General features: G+C 55.7%; 21 protein-coding genes. 8 read left to right on the top strand and 13 right to left on the bottom strand.

The genetic code is table 11. The annotated features are described in order from the left end of the window. Nucleotides 1–6: 6 nt before the first annotated feature. Nucleotides 7–498: a hypothetical protein gene (locus tag L1047_RS01180; protein WP_235276796.1), complete on the bottom strand. Its 492-nt coding sequence runs from the start codon at nucleotides 496–498 to the stop codon at nucleotides 7–9. Nucleotides 499–672: 174 nt separating this feature from the next. Here L1047_RS01180 and L1047_RS01175 point away from each other — a divergent pair, with 174 nt between their 5' ends. After that, nucleotides 673–1,332: a CDP-alcohol phosphatidyltransferase family protein gene (locus L1047_RS01175; protein ID WP_235276795.1), complete on the top strand. Its 660-nt coding sequence runs from the start codon at nucleotides 673–675 to the stop codon at nucleotides 1,330–1,332. 53 nt (nucleotides 1,333–1,385) lie between these two features. Here L1047_RS01175 and L1047_RS01170 read toward each other — a convergent pair whose 3' ends face one another. The 7 genes from L1047_RS01170 to L1047_RS01140 form a co-directional block, all read right to left on the bottom strand. Then, on the bottom strand, nucleotides 1,386–1,526 hold the full coding sequence (locus L1047_RS01170; RefSeq protein ID WP_235276794.1) for a hypothetical protein: 141 nt from the start codon (nucleotides 1,524–1,526) through the stop codon (nucleotides 1,386–1,388). Between the two features lie 39 nt (nucleotides 1,527–1,565). After that, nucleotides 1,566–2,426, bottom strand: a complete 861-nt coding sequence (locus L1047_RS01165) for an SMP-30/gluconolactonase/LRE family protein (protein WP_235276793.1) — start codon at nucleotides 2,424–2,426, stop codon at nucleotides 1,566–1,568. Then, entirely contained in the window at nucleotides 2,423–3,892 is a 1,470-nt protein-coding gene (locus L1047_RS01160) for an ammonium transporter (RefSeq protein ID WP_235276792.1), read from the bottom strand. The genes L1047_RS01165 and L1047_RS01160 overlap by 4 nt, the downstream gene beginning before the upstream one ends. A 170-nt stretch (nucleotides 3,893–4,062) precedes the next feature. Continuing rightward, nucleotides 4,063–5,475: an ammonium transporter gene (locus tag L1047_RS01155; protein WP_235276791.1), complete on the bottom strand. Its 1,413-nt coding sequence runs from the start codon at nucleotides 5,473–5,475 to the stop codon at nucleotides 4,063–4,065. Nucleotides 5,476–5,615: 140 nt separating this feature from the next. Beyond that, nucleotides 5,616–5,954, bottom strand: a complete 339-nt coding sequence (locus L1047_RS01150; protein WP_235276790.1) for a P-II family nitrogen regulator — start codon at nucleotides 5,952–5,954, stop codon at nucleotides 5,616–5,618. A gap of 187 nt (nucleotides 5,955–6,141) precedes the next feature. After that, the gene (locus L1047_RS01145) at nucleotides 6,142–7,542 is read right to left on the bottom strand and encodes an IctB family putative bicarbonate transporter (protein ID WP_235276789.1); all 1,401 of its coding nucleotides are present in this window, start codon (nucleotides 7,540–7,542) and stop codon (nucleotides 6,142–6,144) included. Nucleotides 7,543–8,150: 608 nt separating this feature from the next. Further along, a complete protein-coding gene (locus tag L1047_RS01140; protein ID WP_235276788.1) occupies nucleotides 8,151–8,369 on the bottom strand; it encodes a hypothetical protein in 219 nt (72 codons plus the stop codon). Nucleotides 8,370–8,701: 332 nt separating this feature from the next. Here L1047_RS01140 and L1047_RS01135 point away from each other — a divergent pair, with 332 nt between their 5' ends. Further along, nucleotides 8,702–9,595, top strand: a complete 894-nt coding sequence (locus L1047_RS01135; RefSeq protein WP_235276787.1) for a M23 family metallopeptidase — start codon at nucleotides 8,702–8,704, stop codon at nucleotides 9,593–9,595. 32 nt (nucleotides 9,596–9,627) lie between these two features. Then, a complete protein-coding gene (gene holA, locus L1047_RS01130; RefSeq protein WP_235276786.1) occupies nucleotides 9,628–10,611 on the top strand; it encodes a DNA polymerase III subunit delta in 984 nt (327 codons plus the stop codon). 188 nt (nucleotides 10,612–10,799) lie between these two features. On the opposite strand, the gene L1047_RS01125 is transcribed toward holA, so the two are convergent. Together L1047_RS01125 and L1047_RS01120 are read right to left on the bottom strand one after the other, a co-directional pair. After that, nucleotides 10,800–12,929 carry an FAD-dependent oxidoreductase gene (locus L1047_RS01125; RefSeq protein WP_235276785.1) on the bottom strand — a complete coding sequence of 710 codons (2,130 nt, stop codon included), beginning with the start codon at nucleotides 12,927–12,929 and terminating at the stop codon, nucleotides 10,800–10,802. Between the two features lie 100 nt (nucleotides 12,930–13,029). Next, complete coding sequence (locus tag L1047_RS01120) at nucleotides 13,030–13,614, bottom strand: molybdenum cofactor guanylyltransferase (protein WP_235276784.1); 585 nt, start codon at nucleotides 13,612–13,614, stop codon at nucleotides 13,030–13,032. 119 nt (nucleotides 13,615–13,733) lie between these two features. Here L1047_RS01120 and L1047_RS01115 point away from each other — a divergent pair, with 119 nt between their 5' ends. Then, the gene (locus L1047_RS01115; RefSeq protein ID WP_235276783.1) at nucleotides 13,734–14,189 is read left to right on the top strand and encodes a hypothetical protein; all 456 of its coding nucleotides are present in this window, start codon (nucleotides 13,734–13,736) and stop codon (nucleotides 14,187–14,189) included. A 55-nt stretch (nucleotides 14,190–14,244) separates the two neighbouring features. Beyond that, the gene (locus L1047_RS01110; RefSeq protein ID WP_235276782.1) at nucleotides 14,245–16,095 is read left to right on the top strand and encodes an ABC transporter ATP-binding protein; all 1,851 of its coding nucleotides are present in this window, start codon (nucleotides 14,245–14,247) and stop codon (nucleotides 16,093–16,095) included. Nucleotides 16,096–16,113: 18 nt separating this feature from the next. Here L1047_RS01110 and L1047_RS01105 read toward each other — a convergent pair whose 3' ends face one another. Further along, a complete protein-coding gene (locus L1047_RS01105; RefSeq protein WP_235276781.1) occupies nucleotides 16,114–17,895 on the bottom strand; it encodes a DUF3352 domain-containing protein in 1,782 nt (593 codons plus the stop codon). Nucleotides 17,896–18,029: 134 nt separating this feature from the next. Continuing rightward, complete coding sequence (locus tag L1047_RS01100; RefSeq protein WP_235276780.1) at nucleotides 18,030–18,647, bottom strand: hypothetical protein; 618 nt, start codon at nucleotides 18,645–18,647, stop codon at nucleotides 18,030–18,032. 146 nt (nucleotides 18,648–18,793) lie between these two features. Here L1047_RS01100 and L1047_RS01095 point away from each other — a divergent pair, with 146 nt between their 5' ends. Together L1047_RS01095 and argB are read left to right on the top strand one after the other, a co-directional pair. Then, nucleotides 18,794–18,910, top strand: a complete 117-nt coding sequence (locus tag L1047_RS01095; RefSeq protein WP_235276779.1) for a DUF4351 domain-containing protein — start codon at nucleotides 18,794–18,796, stop codon at nucleotides 18,908–18,910. Between the two features lie 277 nt (nucleotides 18,911–19,187). After that, nucleotides 19,188–20,090: an acetylglutamate kinase gene (gene argB, locus L1047_RS01090; protein WP_235278826.1), complete on the top strand. Its 903-nt coding sequence runs from the start codon at nucleotides 19,188–19,190 to the stop codon at nucleotides 20,088–20,090. 6 nt (nucleotides 20,091–20,096) lie between these two features. On the opposite strand, the gene L1047_RS01085 is transcribed toward argB, so the two are convergent. Continuing rightward, nucleotides 20,097–20,882: a hypothetical protein gene (locus L1047_RS01085; RefSeq protein ID WP_235276778.1), complete on the bottom strand. Its 786-nt coding sequence runs from the start codon at nucleotides 20,880–20,882 to the stop codon at nucleotides 20,097–20,099. Nucleotides 20,883–21,032: 150 nt separating this feature from the next. On the opposite strand from L1047_RS01085, the gene L1047_RS01080 reads away from it, so the two are divergent. After that, nucleotides 21,033–22,775, top strand: coding sequence for a copper resistance CopC/CopD family protein (locus L1047_RS01080; protein ID WP_235276777.1), 1,743 nt, complete (start codon nucleotides 21,033–21,035; stop codon nucleotides 22,773–22,775). Nucleotides 22,776–22,784 lie beyond the last annotated feature (9 nt).

The following is a 22,784-nucleotide window of genomic DNA, read 5'->3' as shown; positions in this document are numbered from 1 at the left end:
GGACGGCTATTTGACCCGCTCTGGCCCTGCGCCAGCCTGGGGCTTCTCGACCGGGATCCCAGCTTGACGATAAATCTGCTCCATCACCTTGCGGGGATCCTTAAAGGAACGGCGCTCGCCATCATACTCGGCCCAAACGGCTGGCAACCCGTAGATGTAACGTCCTAGGCCGAAGGCAGAACAGGCTCGTTTGAAGGCGCGGGCAATGGCGCTGGTGTAGGCATTGTCTCCCTCGTCCGCCAGCTCCCCCACATCCTCTTTAGAAACACCCAAAATCGTCAGTTGACAGATCACCGCCTTGTCTTCCCAGGGGCGATAGGCAACCTGCCACTCCTGCGGCCCCACCGCATCATCCAAAGCCTGCTGATACACCCGCACATCTGCGTAGGGCATGGCCAGAGCACGGGCTTTATCCCGAGTTGTTGCTCCGGGCTTGATCTCCATAACCTCCACAGGAAAGGGGGTCACCAGCTTGCTGTAGCTCTCGTTCAAGTTCATGGCAGCACCTGGGGATGGAACCTTTTGCCCCGGTCGCGTCAGCGGGATGGAGTCCTAACTGGGATGTTTCAACTCTAATCCCATTCTCACAATCTGGGATTATGATTTCCAAAACGGATCCGAGAATGGATATTCAAATAGATCTGCTCAGCGTAACGCTATAAGGAGTGTTCATTGCTGGATAAGGTGCTTAGGCAGTGGAAGGAGCGGCTGTTGGCTCCGTTGCTGGAGACTCCTCTACAACAGGTGCATCCACTAGCAATTACTCTAGCCGGGTTTACGATTGGTCTGGGATCCGGGACGGCGGCTGCCTTAGGTGCCTACGGGTGGGGATTGGGCCTGTGGTTGTTGAACCGCCTCATGGATGGGTTGGATGGCACGTTGGCCCGACTGCAAGGGCGACAAAGCGATCTGGGGGGCTACCTGGATATGCTGCTGGATGTGGTGGTGTACGCGGTTGTCCCTCTTGGCTTGGCCTTTCACCAGGGATCCCTGCTGGGCTACGCGTTTTTGGCCCTGATGTTGGCCAGTTTTTATATCAATCTTTGCTCCTGGATGTATTTGGCGGGGTTGTTGGAGAAACGACAAAAGGCCAGTGATGACGCTCTGTGTCGTCCGGAGGAGGATGAACTGACCAGCTTAAGCATGCCTGCTGGGCTGATCGAGGGGAGCGAAACGATCTTGTTCTACGGGCTATTTTTTCTGTTTCCTGAGCACATGGTGGCCTTGTTCGGCTTGATGGCGATTTTGGTGCTGCTGAGTGCTCTGCAACGGTTGATCTGGGCAGTAGGGTACCTTTCGGAATCGACTGAAGTTGCCAATGCCGATCCCTGAATTCCGTTCAATTTATTAGGGTGTAGTTGGGCTAACTGCTGTGAATCCCGCTCCTACATCCGCACCACTTCAAACTCATGCACTAGCAAGCCTCGTTCATAACGGATCTGCCGGGCCAAGGGGGAACTCGTCTGTTTGAGATAGATCACCCTCTGCCGAATCTGAATCGCCGAATCCGGATAGCGACGCTGCAAGCGCAGTTCACTTCTAGGTTCACTTCTGCTTCGATGAGCTCAGACGGGATTCATCAGTCGATGGGCGGGTAAGCCCCGCACCACCGTCTGTACTGCAAACAGATCTCCGGCATGAAAGCCTTCTTGAATCTCTTTTTCGCTTAAACCAACCGCAGCAGTAGTGATGAACAGCCGATCCAAATGTGAACCACCAAAAGTAGGACACGTGGGCCTTTGAACAGGCAGCTCAAGTTTTTCGACCGGGATCCCTTGCGGGTCAAAACGCTGTACCGCCCAGCCATCCCATAGGGCTACCCAAAGATATCCCTGGGCATCTACAGTCAGGCCATCCGGGAAAAAACTGGATCCCCTCAAGTCGATGAACACCCGCCGGTGGGAAAGGGAACCCGTTTCGGCTGCAAAGTCGTAGGCGTAGATCTGTTGGCGTGGGGAATCTGTCAAATAAAAGGTGTGCCCATCTGAACTCCATCCCAAGCCATTGGAGATGGTTAAGCCCGTTTCCATTCGTTCTAGGTGACCATCATAGCGGTAGAGGCTACCCGCCCCTTCCGGCCCCATCGTGCCAAACCAAAAGCGCCCCTGCGGATCGCACTTGCCGTCGTTGCAGCGGTTCTGCGGTCGATCAGTCTCCAGTTCCAAGAGAGGTTCTACGGCTCCGCTGAGCAAATCCAGCCAGGCCAGGTGATGCCGTTGGGCCAACAACAGCCGCTCCCCTGCCACCAAGGCCAAGGATCCCACCACCTCCCCGACCTCCCACCAGCGTTCTGCGCCCGTTTCCAGAATCAACTGATGCACCCGATGGTTGTAAATATCCACCCAAAACAGGCATTGACGCAGCGGATCCCAGACGGGGCCTTCTCCCAAACGGGCGCGGGCTTGCACAATCGGCACAGGGATCATCGTTCTAACTCGCTCGAAGCACTGGCAAAGTCAGGGTAAGCGATATTGCCGTGCTCGCCGATATCCAAACCGGCCAACTCCTCTTCTGCCGAGACCCGCAGGCCAATGGTGCCCTTTAGAATTAAAAACAACACCAAACAACTCACAAACGACCATCCCCCCAGGGCGATCACCCCCAGCACTTGCACCGGCAACCCCCCCCAGCTCACCCCAGCTTCGGCATGGGCAAACCATGGGATCCCAGCGGCGATCACCCCCCAAGCGCCACACACCCCATGCACCGACACCGCTCCCACCGGGTCATCCACCTTCAAGGTTCCCTCAATAAACAGCACCGACAGCACCACCAAAACCCCAGAAATGGAGCCAACCAGTAAAGCTCCCAAAGGGTGGACGGTTGCGCAGGGAGCGGTGATGCCCACCAACCCCGCTAGCGCTCCGTTGGCGGCAAAGGTCATATCCGGCTTGGTAAAGATCGCCCAGGAAGTGCACATGGCCCCAATTGCCCCGGCTGCCCCGGCCAAGTAGGTATTGAAAGCAATCCAACCAATATCGGGAATTGCTGCTGTAGTGGATCCGGCATTGAACCCAATCCAGCCCATCCACAGGATCAACACCCCCAACATGCCCAGGGGTAAACTGTGTCCAGGAATAGCACGCGGATCCCCAGCAGCACTGTACTTGCCTAGGCGTGGCCCCAAGGCCAAGGTTCCGGCAAAAGCCGCTGCTCCCCCCACCAAGTGAACCACCCCTGACCCAGCGAAGTCGATATAACCTAAGTTCTCTAGCCAGCCTGCGCTGCCGCCGTTGTAGTCAGCGAACAATCCATTCCAGGCCCAACCCCCGGAAATCGGGTAGATTACTGCGGAAATAACAATGGAGTAGATCAAATAGGCCACAAAGCGGGTGCGCTCGGCCATGGCTCCAGAAACGATAGTCGCGGCAGTGGCAGCAAACACCAGCTGAAAGCAGAAAAAAGTAAAGGGCCAAGCATTGTTTTGGCTGCCAGCTTCGGATCCCTGTTGCCAGTTGAAGAAAAACCAGTCTGTACCCAAGAAGCCGGCCACATGGGATCCAAACATCAACCCAAACCCCAAAGCCCAAAAGGCACAGGCCCCACAACAAAAATCCATCAGGTTCTTCAAGACGATGTTGGCGGCATTTTTGGCCCGGGTGAAGCCCGCCTCCACCATGGCAAAGCCCGCCTGCATGAAAAACACCAGCACCCCAGCCACAATCGTCCAGACAATATCGGCATGGTATTGCTGGGTTTGCAGCAAAGTTTGTAGCTCAGCCCAAGCCTCGGCAGGCAAAGCCTGCTCTAGCGCCGTGAGATCCGTTTGGGCCAGTGCAGATGGGGCGGCAACACCCCCCAAACCCAGCAAAACCCCAACCCACAGCGGGAGCCTCTCCCCTCCCCGCCATCTCCAAGGGATCCCTCTAGGGAAAATCGTCTTGTTTGTCATTGCCTAAATAAAATCAGTCGGAGTCCTATGCCTCGATCTTGAGGGATCCTTCTTGTTTGTCAAGTAACCATTTACACCAACAAAGAGGAGGGCCAGTCCTGACCCTCCTCTTGAATGGGATTGGGATGAGATGGGGTTAGATGAACCCAACCTTGAGATTTAAGACAGATTTAAGACTGCTCGGAGTCGGTGGCGGCACTGACAAAGTCGGGGTAGGCGACGTTGCCATGCTCACCCACATCCAAACCAGCGATCTCTTCCTCGGCGCTAGTACGCAAGCCAGTCACGGCCTTGAGGATAAAGAACAGGATCAAGCAGGTGATGAAAGGCCAGAGGAAGTAGGCCAAAGCCCCAATAATCTGCACTCCGAATTGGCCCCAGGTAACATCTTCTGCGTAGTTGGCATTGGCAAAGAAGGGGATCCCTGCCGCCAATACCCCCCAGATACCGCAGGTGCCGTGCACCGAAACTGCACCCACCGGATCATCAATTTTCAGTACCGTATCCAACACCACCACCGAAATGACCACCAGGATCCCAGCGATGGAGCCGATGATCAAAGCACCCAAAGGATGCACGCTGTCACAGGGGGCGGTGATGCCCACCAAACCCGCCAGCACCCCGTTGGCGGCAAAGGTCATATCCGGCTTACCGAAGTGGGCCCAGGAGGTGAACATGGCCCCGATCGCCCCGGCAGAACCGGCCAACAGGGTGTTCATGGCAATCCAGCCAATATCGGTAGAGGCGGCAGTGGTGGAGCCGGCATTAAACCCAATCCAACCCAGGGTGAGGATGAACACCCCCAACATGCCCAAGGGTAGGTTGTGGCCAGGGATCGCCCGCGGTTCGCCATTCGGGCCGTACTTTCCAATCCGCGGCCCCAGCACAATGGCACCAGCCAAAGCAGCAGCACCCCCCACCAAGTGCACCACACCGGAGCCAGCATAGTCGATGTAGCCGAGGTTCTCTAACCAGCCTGCGGTTTCACCGTTGTAGTCGGCAAACAGGCCATTCCAGCCCCAACCACCGGAGATCGGGTAAATGAGGCCGGAGATAATCACCGAATAAATGAGATAGGCAGAGAACTTGGTGCGTTCCGCCATGGCCCCGGAAACGATGGTGGCAGCGGTGGCCGCAAACACCATTTGGAACACGAAGAAGGTGAAGGGCCAGCCCCCGGCATCGTAGGCAGTCTGCCAGCCAAAGGCAAACCAACTGGTGCCAAAGAAGCCCCCACTGTTGCCAAACATGAGGCCAAACCCAATGAACCAGAAGGCACAACAGCCCATGCAGAAGTCCATCAAGTTTTTCATCATGATGTTGGCGGCATTTTTGGAACGGGTAAAGCCCGTCTCCACCATGGCGAAACCCGCCTGCATGAAGAACACCAAGGCTGCGGACACGATTGTCCAGACAATGTCAGCGTGGTACTGAACTTCTTCAGCCTCTTGAGCAAAGGCAGTTCCTTGGCTATACAAAAACACCAACGACCCGATTAGGGTGGCCGTCAGGCTCCACTTGGCTGGCCGCCAGAGCCACTGTGGCACTTGGCTTTTGAGCTTTTGGATCATCGTCATAGTCATGCTTTTCGACTCACCTAAAGTGACGGTACTTCTCACAACGCATTACAGGGAAGGCTGGGCAAAAATCAGCCCATTGACACACAGCAAACCTACCCAAGGCTCAGGCTGAAAAACCCAAGCTTCTGAGACAACCCATCTGCCTAGAGGGCATCTTGGTTGAGTTCGCCAGTTCGGATGCGGATGGTCTTCTCGATGGGGCTGATGAAAATCTTGCCGTCCCCGATTTCGCCAGTGCGAGCCGCTGCGATCAGCTTCTCGACAACGGTATCCACCAGGTCATCTTCGACCACGATCTCCACTTTCAGCTTTTGAAGGAACTCTACCGTGTACTCGGATCCCCGATAACGCTCGGTTTGTCCCTTTTGCCGCCCAAAGCCCCGCACTTCACTCACGGTCATGCCGACAATTCCAGCATTGACCAAGGCAATTTTGACCTCATCCAGCTTGAAGGGCCGGATCACGGCCTCGATCTTTTTCATTCGCCTCCTGCACCCCGGACAATTCCGCTAATTTCTAACACTGCTGACACCTTCAAATTGTAAAACCAGATACACTTTTATCTTTTATGGAAGATGTTTAGCATTCTAAATTCCCTCTCGTCAAGGCCAGAAGACTAAAGTTGAGCCGCGCTAACCGGACAAATACCTAGGCTTGGGTTTGGGATTCTTATCTGCTGCTACTATGCTTCTGCTGAGAAGGTGAAGTTTGCGACTGCCCCAAACTGGCTGTGATCAGGGCCACCGCGAGCCACCACAGCATTTGTACCTGAGGACGGTACCAAATCGTATCCACCAGCCCGTGGGCCATCATGCCGGTGCAAGCTGCCAAACCCACCGCCACCCACAACCCTTGCGGATTTCGGGATCCGAGGGCCAAGCGCCACTGGTACCAGCCGTGATCGAAGAGTACCAGCAAAAACCAGGCAAAGGTCAGGGATCCGATCAACCCTGTTTCCAAGGTCAGTTCCAGAGGCACGGAGTAGGAGCCGAGGGCGCTGAAGTTGCCCCGTTGGTAGAGGGGATAGACGCGGTTAAAGGCGACATTGCCGGGGCCAATCCCCAAAATGGGAAAGTCGCGGATCATGTCCAGCACCGCCGCCCAGACGTTCATGCGGAAGTTGTTGCTGGTATCCACCCGTCCCAAAAAAAGGCTCTGCACCCGTAGCCGCAGCGGGCGTACCGTCAGGATCCCCAACAAAAGAGTGGCTCCACCTCCAGCAAACAGAGCAGGCAGAGTCCAGTGTCGCCAACGCACTGGCAGATGGATAGAGTTCCATTGCACCAGCAGTACTGCCATCATGGCCAGCATCACCAGCCCCCCAATCCAGGCACCGCGACTGTAGGTGAGCACTAAGCAAGTCAGGTTGACTGCCGTGATAAACCCAGCCAGCAGCTTTGCCCCCCAACCCGGCCAAATCCACACTGCCGCCAGTCCCAGGGGGATGAGCGGGATCAGATAGCCCCCATACAAATTCGGGTTGCGCAGATAGCTGTACACCCGTGTCACACCGGCCAAGCCTGATTCGGGATCCACCCAAGTGGCCAGTTCTGCCGCCCCGTAGAAGTATTGCCGCAGTCCATAGATCCCCATCACTAGGCTGACCATAAGCAGGGATCCAATCATCCAATCCCGAAAACGCGGCTTGCGCAGCAGCCGGTGCAGCAACAAATAGCCGGCCAAGTAGAGGGTCAGCTTTAGCCAGCCATCCCGCGCCGCGTAGGGTACGGGAGAAAAAATCGTCGCCAGCGTAGCAATGCCCCAGAATAAGCCCAGAGGCAGGTGTGCCGCCACCCAATTTGGGGTTTGCACCAACCACCCTAAACCTAATACCGCCGCCATCGTCAGCAAAATCAGCCCCAGGATCCCGGTGGAGGTTTGTGCCGAAAAGCCCCAGTAGAGCATCACCAACCCCAAAGCGATCCAGTCAGAAGTTTGTACCAAAACACTGGTTGTTCCCCAGTTCTGCAGGGATCCCGACAGGCGGCCCAAGACGCTCCCCTGCCACCAGTCCTCGATGGCAAAATCTCGCAGTAGCAAACCCCGCCACAGTTGCATTGCTCGCTCCATAGTCCTCCCCATCCTGCGCAGCAGGTACCCATACACCCCAAGTCACGTTCCGAGTCTATATCCCCAGAGGTTAGGATCAGCCATCTGTCAGCCATCTGGATGTGGGAGGGATCTCTGTGGAGAGTGAGGCTCGAAGCAGGCTATCCAGCCCCTGTGGGGCAACTTTACACCTGCGGCGATGCCGGAGACAGCACCCACCCTCAACCCCCAGACTGGCCTCAGTATCTCGAGCTGGGGCTAACCGAGGCACATGATCCTGACTTGATGCAGGTGTTGCAAAAGCGCTCTTGGGAACAGGAAGAAGAGCCAGAAGAGAACAGTTGTTTCGTTGCTAATGGAATCCCTATTCACGGCTCGTGCGCAAGTTTCCCAAAATAATGCTGATGTCTTTGTAAAAGCTGTAGAAAAGTGCTCTGCATGATATGCCCTATGCAAGTGACTACCATTCGCGCTAGCGTGCCCCTGGCGTCAAGAGCTGTAACTTTGAATGATAATTAATAATTATTTTTTGAATAATGGTAGATTTAGATTTCTGAAGATACCCTTTCAGGCCGTGCGGAGCACAATGCTGCTAAGCAACGCTGGCGCGACCAAGTTTCAAGCGTTCTTTAGGCAGCACAGACAACACCCTGGGATCCCACTGCCCATTCAGGCGCAAGAGGGGAGCTTGGCGAAGTAGACCTATCGTCAGCGGCAGACCGTCGGTCTTCTGAACTCTGGGGAGTACAGTAGTGAATCTCGATACGAGTCGGGCGGCCCAACCCCAGGGCGGATCCCATGCAACGGGCCAAGACCTGCACCTTAAATTCCAGTTCGCTGGTATCCATAGTTTTCAAGTTTTTTATTTGGTGAAGAGAGAATTGAATCATGCCCATGCCTTAAATCATAAAAGAAGGTGGAGCTCTCCTCTTCGGTGAGAATACAGAATTTCTTTGCCTGGAGCGATTCTATCTCTATGAAGCTTGTGCGAAGCTAGCGTCTTTTTCCCAAGAAGAACGGCCCTTTCTTTATCCATTCTGGGTAAATAGAAGCAAGAGTTTAGAGAACTGCCAAGCTTCATCCTCGATTCTGTGGAGGGATCCCGGCCAAATCACTTAGACAAGCGACACTGACCTGCGCAAAATGGAGCATAGGAAGAATACGGATTGGCTGGGGGGCGATGGTGAAGCATTTTCTGTTTAACTTGGGATGGCTTTCCGGCTTGAGCTGGGTTATCTGTACAGGAGCGCTCTCGGCTGCGGCCAGCAACCCCCAGGTGCAGGTTAGCCCTATGGATCCCGCCTTGGGATACACCGTTTCTGTGCAAATCACGGCCCCACCGGAAACTCTGCTTTTGGATCAACCCTTGGTCAACCTCACCCATCCCGACGGCACCCAAGCCCAATACCCCGCCTTCCCTGTGGCTGCTAACCGTTGGCGGGCGTTGATTCCCACCACCCCTTTGGATGCCCCCGGATCCCGTCAGGTTCAAATTCACGGTTTTGCAGAGGTGCCTGTTTTACCCTTGTCACTGCAGCCACGGGACTTCCCCATCCAAAGCATTCGCCTGCCGCCGGGTGCCAGCGTTTGGGCCACAGAAGTGGAATGGGCCAAAGTGGAAGCTTTTCGCCAGCACATCAGCCCGGAAAAGTATTGGCAAGGGTATTTTCAGCCTCCGGCCCAAGGCCCGGTGACCACCGTGTTTGGGGTACGCCGCTACTATAATGGTGAGCTTGCCCAAGACTATTACCACCGCGGCATTGACTATGCCGGCCCTGTGGGAGCAGTGGTGGTGGCTCCGGCAGCCGGTCGGGTGGGGTTGGTGGGGTATGAGTCAGAAGGCTTTCGCATCCACGGCAATACGGTTGGTATCGATCACGGCCAAGGGGTGACCAGTTTGTTGCTGCACCTGAGCCGCATTGATGTACAAGAAGGGGACTGGGTGGAGGCGGGGCAGCCGGTCGGGGGGATCGGCGCTTCAGGAACGGCGACCGGCCCACACCTGCACTGGGGGTTATTCGTTCACAATCGTTCTGTGGATCCCGTGCCGTGGCTGCATCTGGCTGTTGAATAAAAAATATTCCGGTTTACACGGCTGAGCAGAAGGTGCCCGTTTATTTTTACTGGGGAGAAGATCACTATCGCCTCTTACAGGCGGTGCAACAGTTGCGGGAGCAGGTGTTGGATCCCGATTGGGCGGCTTTTAATTACGATCGCCTACCTCCTGAATCCACGATTGCCGGACTCAACCAGGCCATGACCCCGCCGTTGGGAGCGGCTGCCCGCTTAGTTTGGCTAGAAGACACCCACTTGACCCAACATTGCCCGGAAGATCTGTGGGAGGAAGTGGAGCGGATCTTGGCGCAATTGCCCCCAACAACTCATTTGCTTTTGACCACCACCAGCAAGCCAGATGGACGTCTAAAATCCACCAAGATCTTGAAAAAAACGGCAATTGTACGAGAGTTTCAGCAACTGGCGGCCTGGGATGAAGAGGGGATTCTGAAGCAGGTGCACGCTGAAGCCGCTCAGCGACAGCTCAAGCTCAGTCCAGTGGCGGCCCAGAAACTGGCTGAGGCAGTGGGGAATGAGTCGCGCCGATTGGTGATGGAGCTGGAAAAGTTGGCTCTCTTCACTGCTGGTCAGACCGATGCGATTACACCGGAGCAAATTGAAGCCTTGGTTCCTGCAAGTGCCTACAACAGCTTTCAATTGGCGGCATCCCTGCGCAAAGGGGATCTGGATCAAGCCCTGGTAATCTTGACCCATCTGTTGGATCAAAATGAGCCTGCCCTGAAAGTTTTGGCGGTGTTGGTAGGCCAATTTCGCACTTGGCTGTGGGTACGGCTGTTGCTAGATCAAGGGGAACGGGATCCCAAGGCCATTGCCCAAAAAGCTGAGATTGGCAATCCCAACCGGGTTTACTTTCTGCAAAAAGAGGTGGGATCCCTGAAAACGGCGACTTTATTGAAAGCGATGCAGCAGCTTTTGCACCTAGAATATGGCCTTAAGCAAGGGCAGCCGGAACGGGGTGCATTTCAAGCAGCCCTGATCCAAATTGTGGCCATCCTCAAGGGATCCCATGCCTGACGGAGGATCCAAGGTAGAGCTGCTGGCCAAATCCATTTGCGGAAGCAGCGAGCGATAGTGACCCTCCCTAACTCCGTTGTATCAGATAACGCTGGGAAAGGCTGTATCGGTATTGCAAGAAGGTTTGAAAACACCCGAACGTCAAATCTGGGTTAGGAACTCAAGCTTCTCAGCCAGTCCTCACCAGCCTAGACCCTTTCCTCTGCTTGTATCCAAGTCGGTTTTGGGCCTTGGGTCTTTTCCTGGGTTAGGGGGCCTGCGGTGGGTAGTTGAAACTCGATACGCGGTTGCCCCATGCCGTAGGTGAGGGTATAGCTCCAGTGCAGACAACGCAGCCACAAACGCGGGTAACGGGCCTCTAGCCAAGGTTGTAGACGCCGCAATAGTCCCGGCAGCCACCCTCGCAGCAAAAAAGAGAGCAACGCCAGCCCGGTATAACTGAAATAGGTGGGTAACCATTCAGCAAAACCCTTGGCCCCTACGGCGTTCCAGATCCACAGCAGCAGCCTTGGGTTTTGAAGAGCTGCTTTGATCGCCATGCGGTTGAACGGGATCCACCCGGCCCGATCCTTGATGAAATCATCCACCACCTCTGGGCTCTCGGTGGCGAGAATGCCAAAGAAGCTATTCAGGGTGGCATTGATCTGGGCTGGCGGCAGAACCTTACCCGTAGGCACCATCATCCCTCGCGAGAACAGCCAAGTGACGGCGGAATTGCCCTGATAGGCTCGGATCTGGGCTAGGTCAGCAGCCGTGAGCAGATCGTGACGGAGAGCAGTATCCAAGAGGTCGCACAGTCGGGGTGCATTGCGAACCAGAGAACCAAAGCCGGTGAAGCTCAGCGGCGATTGCATGGCGGCGGCATCCCCAATCAGCAACACCCGATGGTACTCTGCACCTTGCGTAGCAAGATCGAACGAGCTGTCGGGATCCGGCTTGGGAGCGGAACGATGGCCAAAGCGCCCTGGGATGTAGCCGAAGGTGGCTTTTTTCCACTGCAATTGCTCCAGGTCGCAGCGGCGGTACTCCGGCAGGATGGTGAAAAAGTCCTCGTACATCTCCAGCAGGGATCCGGGATTCTCGGGATGCACCTGATGGTAGTGGAATAGGTAGAAGGTGAGGTCATTACCAGGGCCAGGGAAGAGTTCCCAGATCAGTTGCCGACCGCGGCTGATATCCCCATGGCTGGCGAGAATATCCCCAAATTGGGGATCCCAAACCCCCGGCTCGAAACCCGCTTGAATGGTTGCCCCCACGGTTGGGCATACGCTATCGAAGGCTCGCTGCTGGTGAACCTGTTGGGCGATCGGTGAGGCAGTGCCCATGGCATCCACCAAAAGGCGGGATCTCAACTGGAACTCCCGCTCCTCTCGCAAATCTTTGAGAATCAGGGTTACCCCCGTTTCATCGATGTAGGCCCGTTGAAATTCGCTGCGGTCGTAGATGGATCCCCCACAAGATTTGAGGATCTCACCACAGAGGGACAACAGCTTTTCCGCATCAATGGCCAGATTCAACACCGTGGGGGTGTGCAACACGGGAGCCTGGATGGGGCTGTTGCCGTCGAAGAATTTGTTGAATCCATCCGTATATTCCCGCAGGATGAGGCTCTCCACTTGCTCAGTGCTAAGTAGGCCCATCTCCACTAGGGTCTTCAGTTCGCGCCGGGAGATATTCCACTCGCGGTTCATACGGCCAAAGGGCAGGCGCTCCACCAAGGCCACCTGGTAGCCCAAACGAGCCATGGCAGCCGCATAAATGGCCCCAAGTGCTCCTCCCACGATCACCAGATCCCAATCGCTCTCGGCAGGATCAGGTGAAGGCTGTTTGAACAACACCGGCTGGGAATGCTTTTGGGGGGATTGCACCTCTTCACGCCAGCGCTTTTCCCACCAGTACACCCGTTGCAGGTCGAACTCGCCATTCGGGATCCGCTGAAAATACTTGACGGTCTGCGGATAGTAAGGCTCTAGCTGCTGAAAGATGGATCCCTGGGACTCTGGCAAGCCCTGGCTCAGGTCAATCGCAGGAAGCTGCGGATAGCGATGGGGGAACTGGTTTTGGATCGCGCTTTCCAAATCTTTGAGCCACTGGCTTTGGCGGGGGAAAGGCCGCTCCGACCACTGAAACACCTTGAGATAGGTCGTATTCAATCCTGACCAAGTGAAGAGGGCCAGTTCTGCCTCGGATCCCTGAATGCGCAAGCCAGTGGATGTCGGGATCTGCTTCCCCGCTTGTGGCAGAGAAATAGTTTGTAGCCATCGCACCACTTCGGCACGATCAGAGCAGGGGATCTCGCGGTAGTACAGCTCCTTCATAGGGTTGAGGACAGTGCCTAGAAATGAAACTAACCTTGTCAGCGCCAGGGCAAATCTTTACTCATTGTGACATGAGGGATCCCTTGCACCCGATGCGAATTCAGGCATTCTCACCCTCAAGATCCGCAGGGGTATTGCAGTTGGTCAGCATCTGCTCCTGCAAAAGCGGCAGCACTACCGTTGGAATCCGGGGCAACCACCCTTGAAAAGATCCCCCTCCGGCTTGTAGAAAAGCCTCTAGCTGGTGCATGAGGGACAAGCGATAAAAGCCACAGAGAGGTTCCCATCCGCGCTCCGTTTTGGGTAGAGCCGCCACCATTTCGCCAGGCAGGGAGTCCAGCTCTTCTCTCCAGTTCCGCAAAACTTGTTCATCCAAACGGGGCATATCGCAGGCTAACAGCAAAACCCACTCCGCTGGCACAGCCAACGCCCGCAAGCGAGCTACCCCTTCTTGAAAAGCTAGCAACGGGCCGCGATTGGGGGCACTTTCCCGCCAGAGGTGCCAGCCGGGATCCCGCAAACTCTCGTAACGCTCCGGCCAGGGGGTGAGAATATAAACTCTCTCTGTACAGGCTGCTGCTACCTGCGCCACTCGCCGTAGCAAGGGGATCCCGTGCCAAGACAACAGGGCTTTATCGGATCCCATACGGCGGCTGTTGCCCCCCGCCAGAATTAGGGCATCCACCCTTGGGAGTGAAGAAAAAGCCTTTGTCATCGTGTGGCGGGCTGTTGAGTTCAGGGATCCCTGCAAAAGCTATTATGGCGAAGACCCCGTCAGAGTGGGATTTGGTTACTAGGATCCTCATGCCCGCCCCCCATGGTTCTGGTTCTGTTGATGACAGGAAAGCTTCTTCTAGCGTTCCTGTACTTTCTCCGGCAGCCAGGCGCCTGTTGCGGCTCTATCACGGCGGTAGTTTCATCTTTCTGGGGCTGTTGTGGCTGTTGATCGGGATCCCTAGTCTGTGGGCTTTGCGAGTGGATCTAGGCCGCTTGTTGAACTATTTCACCTGGACGGGCTTACGGTATGCCCTGTTTTACCGACCGGGGTGGCCGACTCTGGGTCTGCTGCTCTGCGTCAGCTTTACGACAGGGATCCTGATCGCCCAGAGTCGCTATGAACTGTTCGGTCTTTACCCGGTGGAACGGGTGATGTTGGAGCAGCAATCCCGGTGGATCCTCTCGTTCCCGGTACGGCATCCCTTGCGGCGCTGGTTGGTGCGAGCTCCCCAAGATCCACAGGATTTAGCTGCAAAAGATTGACCTCCTACTGGGAATCGGATCGACGAATTGGAGCTAAGGGATCCCTGGGTAGCCCATGTCAGAGCCTGGCTTGCGCACTCGCTATCAACCTTCCCCCCGGGATAGGGGTTCGTGGCAATCTCCTCTGTCACTGCTGCGTTATGGTTGGCGGGCGATTGGATTGGTGTGGACAACTCACCGTTGGCTGACTTTGATCCTGGTGGGGTTGACAGTGATCTCAGGTTTATTACCAGCGGCCATCGCCTATACCGGCAAGCTGATCGTGGATGGGGTGGTACGGGCAGCTCAGACAGGGGAGATGGTGGATCAACAGTGGGCTCTGCGCTACGTGGCTATGGAAGCCGGGATCCTCGTGGCACAATCGGCCACTCAACAGGGGATCCAAACCTGTCAATCTTTGCTGCGGGTGCTCTTGGGGCAACAGGTGAATGTGCTGATTTTGGAGAAGGCCCTCACGCTGGAATTGGCCCAATTTGAGAATTCTGAAATCTATGACCAGATGACGCGGGCTCGGCAGGAGGCTTCTAGCCGCCCGATCAGCTTGGTGACGGGAAGCTTTGCTTTGGTGAAGCACCTGTTGTCATTGTTAACTTTGGGGGGATTGTTGCTGGCCTTTTCCCCCTGGGCGGTCGGGATCCTCTTTTTGGCGGCCTTACCCAGTTTTATTGCTGAGACCCGGTTTGCCGGGGAAGCCTTTCGCATTTTTCGCCGCCGTGCCCCGGAAACCCGACAGCAAGTGTATCTAGAAACCCTGATCGCCCGTGAAGATTTTGCCCGTGAGGTGAAGCTTTATCAGTTGGGGCCGCTGTTTTTGGATCGTTACCGGGAGATCTTTCAGCGGCTGTATCAAGAGGGGCGGGATCTCACCTTGCGGCGTGGTTCCTGGAGCTTTGGTCTGGGATCTCTGGGCACTCTCACCTTTTACGGAGCCTATGCCTGGATTGCCTTGGAAACGGTGGCAGGCAGGATCACGCTGGGGGATATGACCCTTTATCTGACGGTCTTTCGCCAGGGCCAGACCACGCTGTCTACCCTCCTGGGATCCCTGGGCAGTTTGTATGAAGATGCTCTGTATCTCTCCAATTTGTATGAGTTTTTGGAGTTGCGGATCCCGCCCCGCCCGGAAGGAGCCGCTCATGGCCCGATTCCGGGAGATGGCATTCGTTTTGAGGGGGTGAGCTTTCGCTATCCTGGCAGTTCTAAACCAGCACTGCAAAACATTTGGTTACACATTCGCCCTGGAGAAAAGTTGGCCCTAGTGGGCAAAAATGGCTCTGGGAAAACCACCTTAATCAATTTGTTAGTACGCATGTATCCCCCTGATTCAGGGCGCATTACTCTGGATGGATTGGATCTACAAAAGTGGGATTTAGAAGTCTTGCATCGCCGCATTGGGGTGATTTTTCAAAACTTTGTGCGCTACCAGTTTACCGCTGGAGAAAACATTGGCTTGGGGGATGTGCAGCATTTACAGGAACGCCCCCGCTGGTTTTTAGCTGCCGAAAAAGGTATGGCGCGCTCCTTTATTGAAGAACTGCCGCAGGGGTTTGATGCTCAATTGGGCAAGTGGTTTCGGGAGGGAGAAGAACTCTCGGGCGGGCAGTGGCAGAAGATTGCTTTATCCAGAGCCTTTATGCGTTCTCAAGCAGATATTTTGGTGCTGGATGAGCCTACTGCCGCTATGGATGCCGAAGCAGAATATGAAATTTTTGAGCGCCTGCATGCCCTAACCCAAAACCAAATTGCCATATTGATTTCCCATCGGTTCTCCACCGTGCGCATGGCAGATCAGATCGCAGTGATGGAGGCGGGACGCATTGTCGAGCAGGGATCCCATGCCGAGCTTTTGGCCTTGCGAGGGCGCTATGCCCATTTGTTTTCCCTCCAGGCGGCAGGGTATCAGTAGCCTCGCTGCCAACCTAGCTCAATACCATTGCCAAAACAGTTTGCCCACTTGGGTGATCCAGCGGCCTTGGTCAGGATAGGGAGCGGCAGAAGCGGTGAGCGCGGTAGTGGCAAAAACAACTCGTGTGGCAGCCAGCTCGGATCCCTCTGGTGTCTTCCAGAGGGGCAACTCTTCAAAACCCAACAGGGATCCCAGAGAGGCGTAGCCATAACCAAGAGTGCGGTGGGGCAGAGGAGACACCAGCTTGCGCCAGCTCCACTCAGCACTGAGAGGGGGATCTTGCAGGGCAGCTTCCAAAACGGACAAAGAAGAAGCCAGATAGCAGTACCCATTCCGGTCGACATGATAGACCTGAGGCATCAACGGGGGCGGTTCTGGGATCCCTTTGTCTGGGATAGCCTCTGCGAAATAGGGCTGGCTGGCAGAAAAAGCACTCACTTCTGTGGCCGAGGCTGCCAGGATAGGAGCCTCCGAGCGATGGATGGATTGGGTCGACTGGGGGGCTGCAGGAGAATCAGGTTCAGCCACATCCTGCTCTACCGGTTTGGCCCAGGCAGTTGCAGTGCCTTGTGCCATGGGAATAGAAACCACCCGCCAGCCTTGCACCTGTACGGCATCTTCTAAGGGAGCGCCCAATGGTTCTGGGACTTCACTCACCAACAACCAGGAGGGATCCGGTTCTCCAGAACCAATTAGGGATCCCAGGCGGGCCAAGGCAAATTCTCCCGTTTTCGGCAACAGGGGCTGCCAATCCAGATCCACCTGCGAGGCAAGCGTGTTCAGCCACTGACCGGGATCCACCTGTAGCCCAATCGGGCCGACGGAAATGGGCTGAATCTGACCCAAACTGCTCCACACCTCCGCCAGGTTTTGCCCCGAAATCAAGGCCGAGGTTTCATCCGGCAAGTGTTTGAAGATCTGGGGGCGAAAGGCTTCCGTGCTAAGCAACGAGAACCCTGCCGGGGCATGCCAAAGGGCAGCACTTTGGGCCACCAGACCCTGAAAATTGAGCCCCAGGCCCAACCCGACCGCCTCTAATGTCAGGGTATAGCCCTCCGTGCCTTGCAGAGCTCCGCTATTTCGCCAAAAGGCCCAACCCACATGCGCCTCCTGCAAAGGCTCGATCACCTGTTGAAACTGTGGCTGAGTGACTAAAGCTAACTGCGGCAACTGCCAAGCATCGATCGCCTCCCGGATGGCAGCGGCCTGCTCCGCCAGCAATACATACCGTTCGCCAAAAATAGCTGCGGAAAACCCCCCCAACTGCGGCAACGGGCTAGACACCACCTGAATGCCTTTGTAAGTTTGTACCCGCACCGGGATCCCGGCCAAACTCTGCCGTTCCCACAACAGATTCAGCTCGAATTGCGAGGCCGCCGGATCCTCGGTTTCCAGAGCAACCAAGGTGCCCAGTTGCGGCAAACTGGCCAAGAGTGTACTCTCCCCCAACCAAGGACGGACTTCCCGATCGAAATCAAGGGATCCCCCGGCCAGTATGGATCCCAGCCAAGCGGGGCCTTGGGGCGAGAAAAATTCCCGCCAACGCTGACGCGTGGCCCGTCGTTTTGCAGCAGGGGTAGCGGCTTGCAAAAAAGCTTGGAGATCCTCAAGCGGGGCAGCCAGCACCAGCATTGCCTCCGTAGAGCGGGGAGCCAAACCGACAATCGGCGGCAAATCGGGGTGAGCCAGCAGCAAAGCCACTGGACTTTGGGTCAGCAGCCACGTCACAACCCAGACGGTCATGGCCGCCAAAAGCCCCAGCCCGATCAGGATCCCGCGTAAGAGTCGCCGTTGCCCCATAGTCCTATTCCCTAGACGCAAGCCTGTGTTGTCATGCCTGTAGCAAGCCAACCTCAACATGTCAGCGGTGCGTAACCATCTTACCTGGGAGGGGGACTGTGCTTGTGCCCAACCCTTCTCACCCCTGTTGTGGTCTAAGCGCCAGGAGTTGGTTCTGGCGGATCGGCTTCCTCTGGCACATTCTGCAGCATCCAAGCCAAATTATTGCCCGTCACTGCCCCATTCAAAATGCCCCGTACCAACAACAATGCCACCACAACCCAAACGTTTTCTGGCAAGTTCCCCAGTACCTGCTCGGCCAGCTGACCCAACCCGAAGGCTGTCACCCAAGTGGCCATCCATAGCCATACCATTACCTGTGAAGCAAACTGTCGGAGCACCAACCATTGCGCTAAACCAAGAATGGCCCCAGCCACCACTGCTCCTAACCAAGCATTTCCCGTTTGCTGCACCAACCACAGGCTTGCTCCAGCGGCTGCTGCCCACCCCAGAGCTGTAGCCCCAACCCAAGCCACGGCACGCTCCGTTGTAGCCAAAATTGGGGATCCCAATGCCAACCCCTGGCCGATCCCCACCCCCAAACCGCGCGAGAAGCCTAGCAGTAACCCCAAGATCCAAAGTGGGGGCCGGAAAAACTGTGCCAACAGCAACACCATCAGGCCGAAGAGTACCAAGCCAGCCCCCTGTCCCAAGAGCGTGGCCAAAGTCCATTCCAGCCAGAATCTCTGCCAGCGGGATCGCAGTACAGTCATGGGAGCCTTCCTCCGAATCAGTTGGCCAAGATGCCCCTATCATAAGCTCGGGATCTTTACCAATTTTTGGAATTGACTTACCTCCCGGTGGCTTCAAGAGCGAGCCAACTTGGCCACCTACACCTATCTACTGGGTGGATGTGGAATTGGAAGCTCAGATTCGGTCGCTGCCAGTAGAGCGCTTGGAAGGGTTGGGGGAAGCCTTGCTGGAGTTTGAAACTCTGGCTGACCTCACCACCTGGCTAGAGGGATTGACTGCTTAGACGGTTGTTCTTCAAAACAGGCCTCGATACCGCAGGTTGGCAGAGACAAATCTAAAGATTGGCTCAGTGTGTTGCAGTGCACTTGCAGTCAGAGTCCTATTCCTGTGCCCTTTAGCGGGTGGATCCCTCAGGTGGGTAGGAATGGGTGCAGAGGTAACCGGCCGTTTGAACCCTTATCTCAAAGAATGCGATAGTCTAGGTCAAGTTTTCTTACTTGTAGGGACTTACGGCAGTGCTGACCAACTCTTCCCTTTCCGAACCAGCCGGATCCCAGGTCATGCAATGTGATCCCCTTAGTCGGGCACAAATCCTCAGTGAAGCGCTGCCCTACATCCAGCAATATCAGGGTCGGGTCGTGGTGATCAAATATGGCGGTGCAGCCATGGTGCATCAAGAGCGACGGGCTGAGGTGTTACGGGATATCGTCTTTCTCTCCTGTGTCGGCATTCGCCCGGTGTTGGTGCATGGAGGAGGACCGGAGATCAACAGTTGGCTGCAAAAGCTGGATATTCCCTTCAAGTTTGTGGATGGCCTGCGGGTGACAGATGCCGCCACGATGGAAGTGGTGGAAATGGTGTTGGTGGGTAAAGTCAACAAACAGATCGTGCAGTTGATCAGTTTGGCGGGTGGATCCGCCGTGGGGTTGTGTGGACGGGATGGCAACTTGATCAAAGCACGCTCCCAGGGTCGGGCGGAAATAGGCTTTGTGGGGGAAGTGAGCAGCATCAATCCCAATTTGATTCAAACCCTGTTGGAGGGCGGACAAATTCCGGTGATCTCCAGTGTGGCTGCGGATGAAACAGGCCAAGCCTACAACATCAATGCTGATACAGTGGCGGGGGAACTGGCGGCTTCTCTGGGGGCAGAAAAGCTGATTTTGCTTACCGATACCCCTGGCATTCTTAAAGATCCTCAGGATCGCAGTTCCTTGGTCACCTTGGTGGACATCGAAAGTGCCCGCCAGCTGATCCAAACGGGTGTCGTCAAGGGAGGCATGATTCCGAAGGTGCAGTGTTGCATTCGGGCCTTGGCGCAAGGAGTACGGGCCGCACACATTCTAGATGGGGGATCCCCGCATTCCCTGTTACTGGAGATTTTGACCGATGCTGGGGTGGGCACCAAGCTGGTTCCCTCACAATATTCCGCCCAAGTGGGGGAAGCGGGCAACGGATCCCGGTGAGGGTGCTCAGGCCTCTTTCACAAAGCGCAAGATCTCCCGTACATGGCTGAGAAATTGGCTATCGATGCTCAGTTGGGCCACTGATTGTTGGGTCTCTCGCCGCAGTTGCTCATGTTCTAAATCGTTGCTGGCTCGCAATTGCTCCACTTGAGCTTTGGTTGTGGCCAGTTCCTGTCGTAGGTAGCGCCGGGTTTCTTCTTCTCGCTGGGCCCAAGAATTGGGATGATGGGGATCCAATTGGCTTTGTATAGCTCCCACTTGCTGAGTCAGGGTTCTCACCTGAAAAGCCAACTCAATGGCATCTTCCCGAGGCACCAAAATTTGTCGTTGCAATTGGGTCAAACGGGCCACCAGATACTCATATCCCCGTAAAGCAGGACGCAACGCCGTGAGCAACAACGCTGCCACAGAACTGGCATAACCAATCGGGGTAACTTGCCAAAAGGCCAACCCGTAAAATACCATTGCCGAAACCAAATGCAGGGCAATGGCGATCCGCAGAAACCAGTAGGTAAGCTTACCAGTGTAGTTGAAAGCTTCAGTCTCGACCGGGATCCCTCGCTGCCGGGAAACCTCTGCCTCGTGATGGACGGCCTTGGCCTGAAAGTAGATATTCCAGGGAATAGTGAGGATCACCACCAACCACCAAAAACTAGCAATGCCGATTGCCCAATCTGCCAATTCCCCAATTTGTAAATTCAAGGCCCGAAAGATCCCAAATAGGATCCCTCCGAAAACTACCAAAAACAGCCCCGCACCCCCAACTGGATAGAACATTCTGTAGTAGTCCATCGCCGCAGCCTCCTCAATTCATCCTCAATTCAGAGGTGTACATCAGATGTGTACAGTCTGGCCGGGTTTGGCTTGATGAGGTGGGAGAAGGGGTCAGTTTTCCATCTGGATGACTAGGTTCGTTTGTGGCGACAGTACCAATGCAAAAGATTGCAAATTGTCCTTTTTTTGCGCCCAACCCAATCGCCACAGGTGAAAGTGAAAGAAGAAGAGCGGGCCAACTTCAGTGCCTACACCTATTTTCTGGGTGGATTACGCTTTGGGAAGGAACTGTTGCAGCAGCTTTTGCGGGAGAAAGTGATGCGTGAATCAGTATTGACCCGTTTGCTGCCTCAAGGGATCTTGAGCGGGATCCTCTGCTTCCTTCTTTGGCTAGCCGGGATCCAACCAGGGTGGGCTCATGCCAGCTTGTTGGCTACCTTCCCAGCAGATGGGGCGGTATTAGCGGAACCGCCTGCTCAAATTGAGTTGCGGTTTAATGAGCCGGTCCAGATCACTCAGCTACAGGTGTTGAGCAGTACAGGGCAAGCGGTGGAGTTGGGGGAGTTAGCCGGTTCAGCCGATGCCCCTCAAGCCCCTATAGGGATCCGGATCCCGGCGGGCAGTTACATCGTCAGTTGGCGGGCCATTTCTGCCGATTCTCATCCGGTCAGTGGTTCGTTCGTGTTTCAAGTGGGGGAAGCCAATCCGGAGGCTCTGCAAGTGTTGTTGGCCACCCACGGCTCGGCGGATCCCCTGCGGTGGCCCTTGCTGATAGTGCGCTGGGGAATCTATGTGGGCAGCTTGTTTGGCGTGGGAGTGCTGGGGGGGTGGCGGCTTTTGCGAGGACGGTTGAGTGCTGAAGCTGCATCCTGGGCCTTTGCGGCAGCTTGGATCACGTTGAGTTTAACGGTGGTGGCCTTTTGTTTGCATCTGGCCCAGTTGTATCCTCACTTCACAGGAGGGAATTTTGTAGCGGTGCTGGGATCCCCCTACGGCTGGGGCATTCAATTGCGGCTGCTAGGCCTTGGGCTCCTGATTTGGGCCTGTGAAGGGGGTGGGGCTTGGGTGAGCGGGTTAGTAGGATCCCTTTTGGTGATTGGCTCCTTTTTGCCGATTGGCCATGCCTTGACTAGCGAATACCCCCTGTGGACGATGGCTTTGCTGGGGCTACACCTAGCGGGATCCGCCTTTTGGCTGGGGGGCTTGTGGGGGCTAGATCAGCTTCTGAAGCGGGATCCTACCTCTGAGTCCGTCGCTGTGGTGCAGCGGTTTTCTGATGTGGCCACTTGGGCGGTGCCAGGGTTGATCTTGGCGGGAGTGGGTATGGGTGGGATCCATCGCGGCTGGACGATGGCGGATTCCTATGGGCAGTATCTCTGGGCCAAGTTAATCCTGGTACTGATGATCATGGCGCTGGGGGCCCACAACAAATTTCGCTTGGTACCAGCTTTGCGAGAAGGTAGCTTGGCGGTCAGAAAAGCCTTGCGGAGCATTGTCCGTTTGGAGTGGGTAGGCTTGCTAGCAGTGTTAGCACTGAGCAGTTTTTTGGTTGCTCAAGCTCCCCCCAGTCATGGTTTGGCTCATGGAGAGGGATCCCTGGCCAGTTCAGTTTGCCAAGAGCAGTCGGACGATCCCCCCATTCACTTGCGCCTTTCTCCCTGTCGCCCCGGCTCCAATCAAGTGCTGGTGGAGGTGGAAGGGATCCCTGCCCAAGAATTGACCCTGGCGTTTTCTCTACCGGAACGAGGGATCCCACCGTTTCGTCGTTCTATTTTGCCGGATGAGTCGGGGCAATGGGTCCTGCAAGAGGTACAACTGGCTTTGCCAGGGGAGTGGCAGATCGATCTAGCTTTGTTGATCAGCGATTTTGAAGAGCGGCGAGGTCAGGTGAGGGTTTCCCTGTCCCCTTGATCATGAAAA

The organism is Synechococcus sp. Nb3U1 (genome assembly GCF_021533835.1).
GTDB lineage: Bacteria > Cyanobacteriota > Cyanobacteriia > Thermostichales > Thermostichaceae > Thermostichus.
Note: the sequence above shows the minus strand (reverse complement) of the source record. Positions and strands in the feature narration are given on the sequence as shown.

Excerpts from the sequence above, each read along its gene's own strand:
- L1047_RS01180 (WP_235276796.1), bottom strand. The coding sequence starts at position 498 with ATGAACTTGAACGAGAGCTACAGCAAGCTGGTGACCCCCTTTCCTGTG.
- L1047_RS01165 (WP_235276793.1), bottom strand. The coding sequence starts at position 2,426 with ATGATCCCTGTGCCGATTGTGCAAGCCCGCGCCCGTTTGGGAGAAGGC.
- L1047_RS01160 (WP_235276792.1), bottom strand. The coding sequence starts at position 3,892 with ATGACAAACAAGACGATTTTCCCTAGAGGGATCCCTTGGAGATGGCGG.
- L1047_RS01155 (WP_235276791.1), bottom strand. The coding sequence starts at position 5,475 with ATGACTATGACGATGATCCAAAAGCTCAAAAGCCAAGTGCCACAGTGG.
- L1047_RS01150 (WP_235276790.1), bottom strand. The coding sequence starts at position 5,954 with ATGAAAAAGATCGAGGCCGTGATCCGGCCCTTCAAGCTGGATGAGGTC.
- L1047_RS01145 (WP_235276789.1), bottom strand. The coding sequence starts at position 7,542 with ATGGAGCGAGCAATGCAACTGTGGCGGGGTTTGCTACTGCGAGATTTT.
- L1047_RS01140 (WP_235276788.1), bottom strand. The coding sequence starts at position 8,369 with ATGGATACCAGCGAACTGGAATTTAAGGTGCAGGTCTTGGCCCGTTGC.
- L1047_RS01135 (WP_235276787.1), top strand. The coding sequence starts at position 8,702 with ATGGTGAAGCATTTTCTGTTTAACTTGGGATGGCTTTCCGGCTTGAGC.
- L1047_RS01125 (WP_235276785.1), bottom strand. The coding sequence starts at position 12,929 with ATGAAGGAGCTGTACTACCGCGAGATCCCCTGCTCTGATCGTGCCGAA.
- L1047_RS01115 (WP_235276783.1), top strand. The coding sequence starts at position 13,734 with ATGCCCGCCCCCCATGGTTCTGGTTCTGTTGATGACAGGAAAGCTTCT.
- L1047_RS01110 (WP_235276782.1), top strand. The coding sequence starts at position 14,245 with ATGTCAGAGCCTGGCTTGCGCACTCGCTATCAACCTTCCCCCCGGGAT.
- L1047_RS01105 (WP_235276781.1), bottom strand. The coding sequence starts at position 17,895 with ATGGGGCAACGGCGACTCTTACGCGGGATCCTGATCGGGCTGGGGCTT.
- L1047_RS01100 (WP_235276780.1), bottom strand. The coding sequence starts at position 18,647 with ATGACTGTACTGCGATCCCGCTGGCAGAGATTCTGGCTGGAATGGACT.
- argB (WP_235278826.1), top strand. The coding sequence starts at position 19,188 with ATGCAATGTGATCCCCTTAGTCGGGCACAAATCCTCAGTGAAGCGCTG.
- L1047_RS01085 (WP_235276778.1), bottom strand. The coding sequence starts at position 20,882 with ATGGACTACTACAGAATGTTCTATCCAGTTGGGGGTGCGGGGCTGTTT.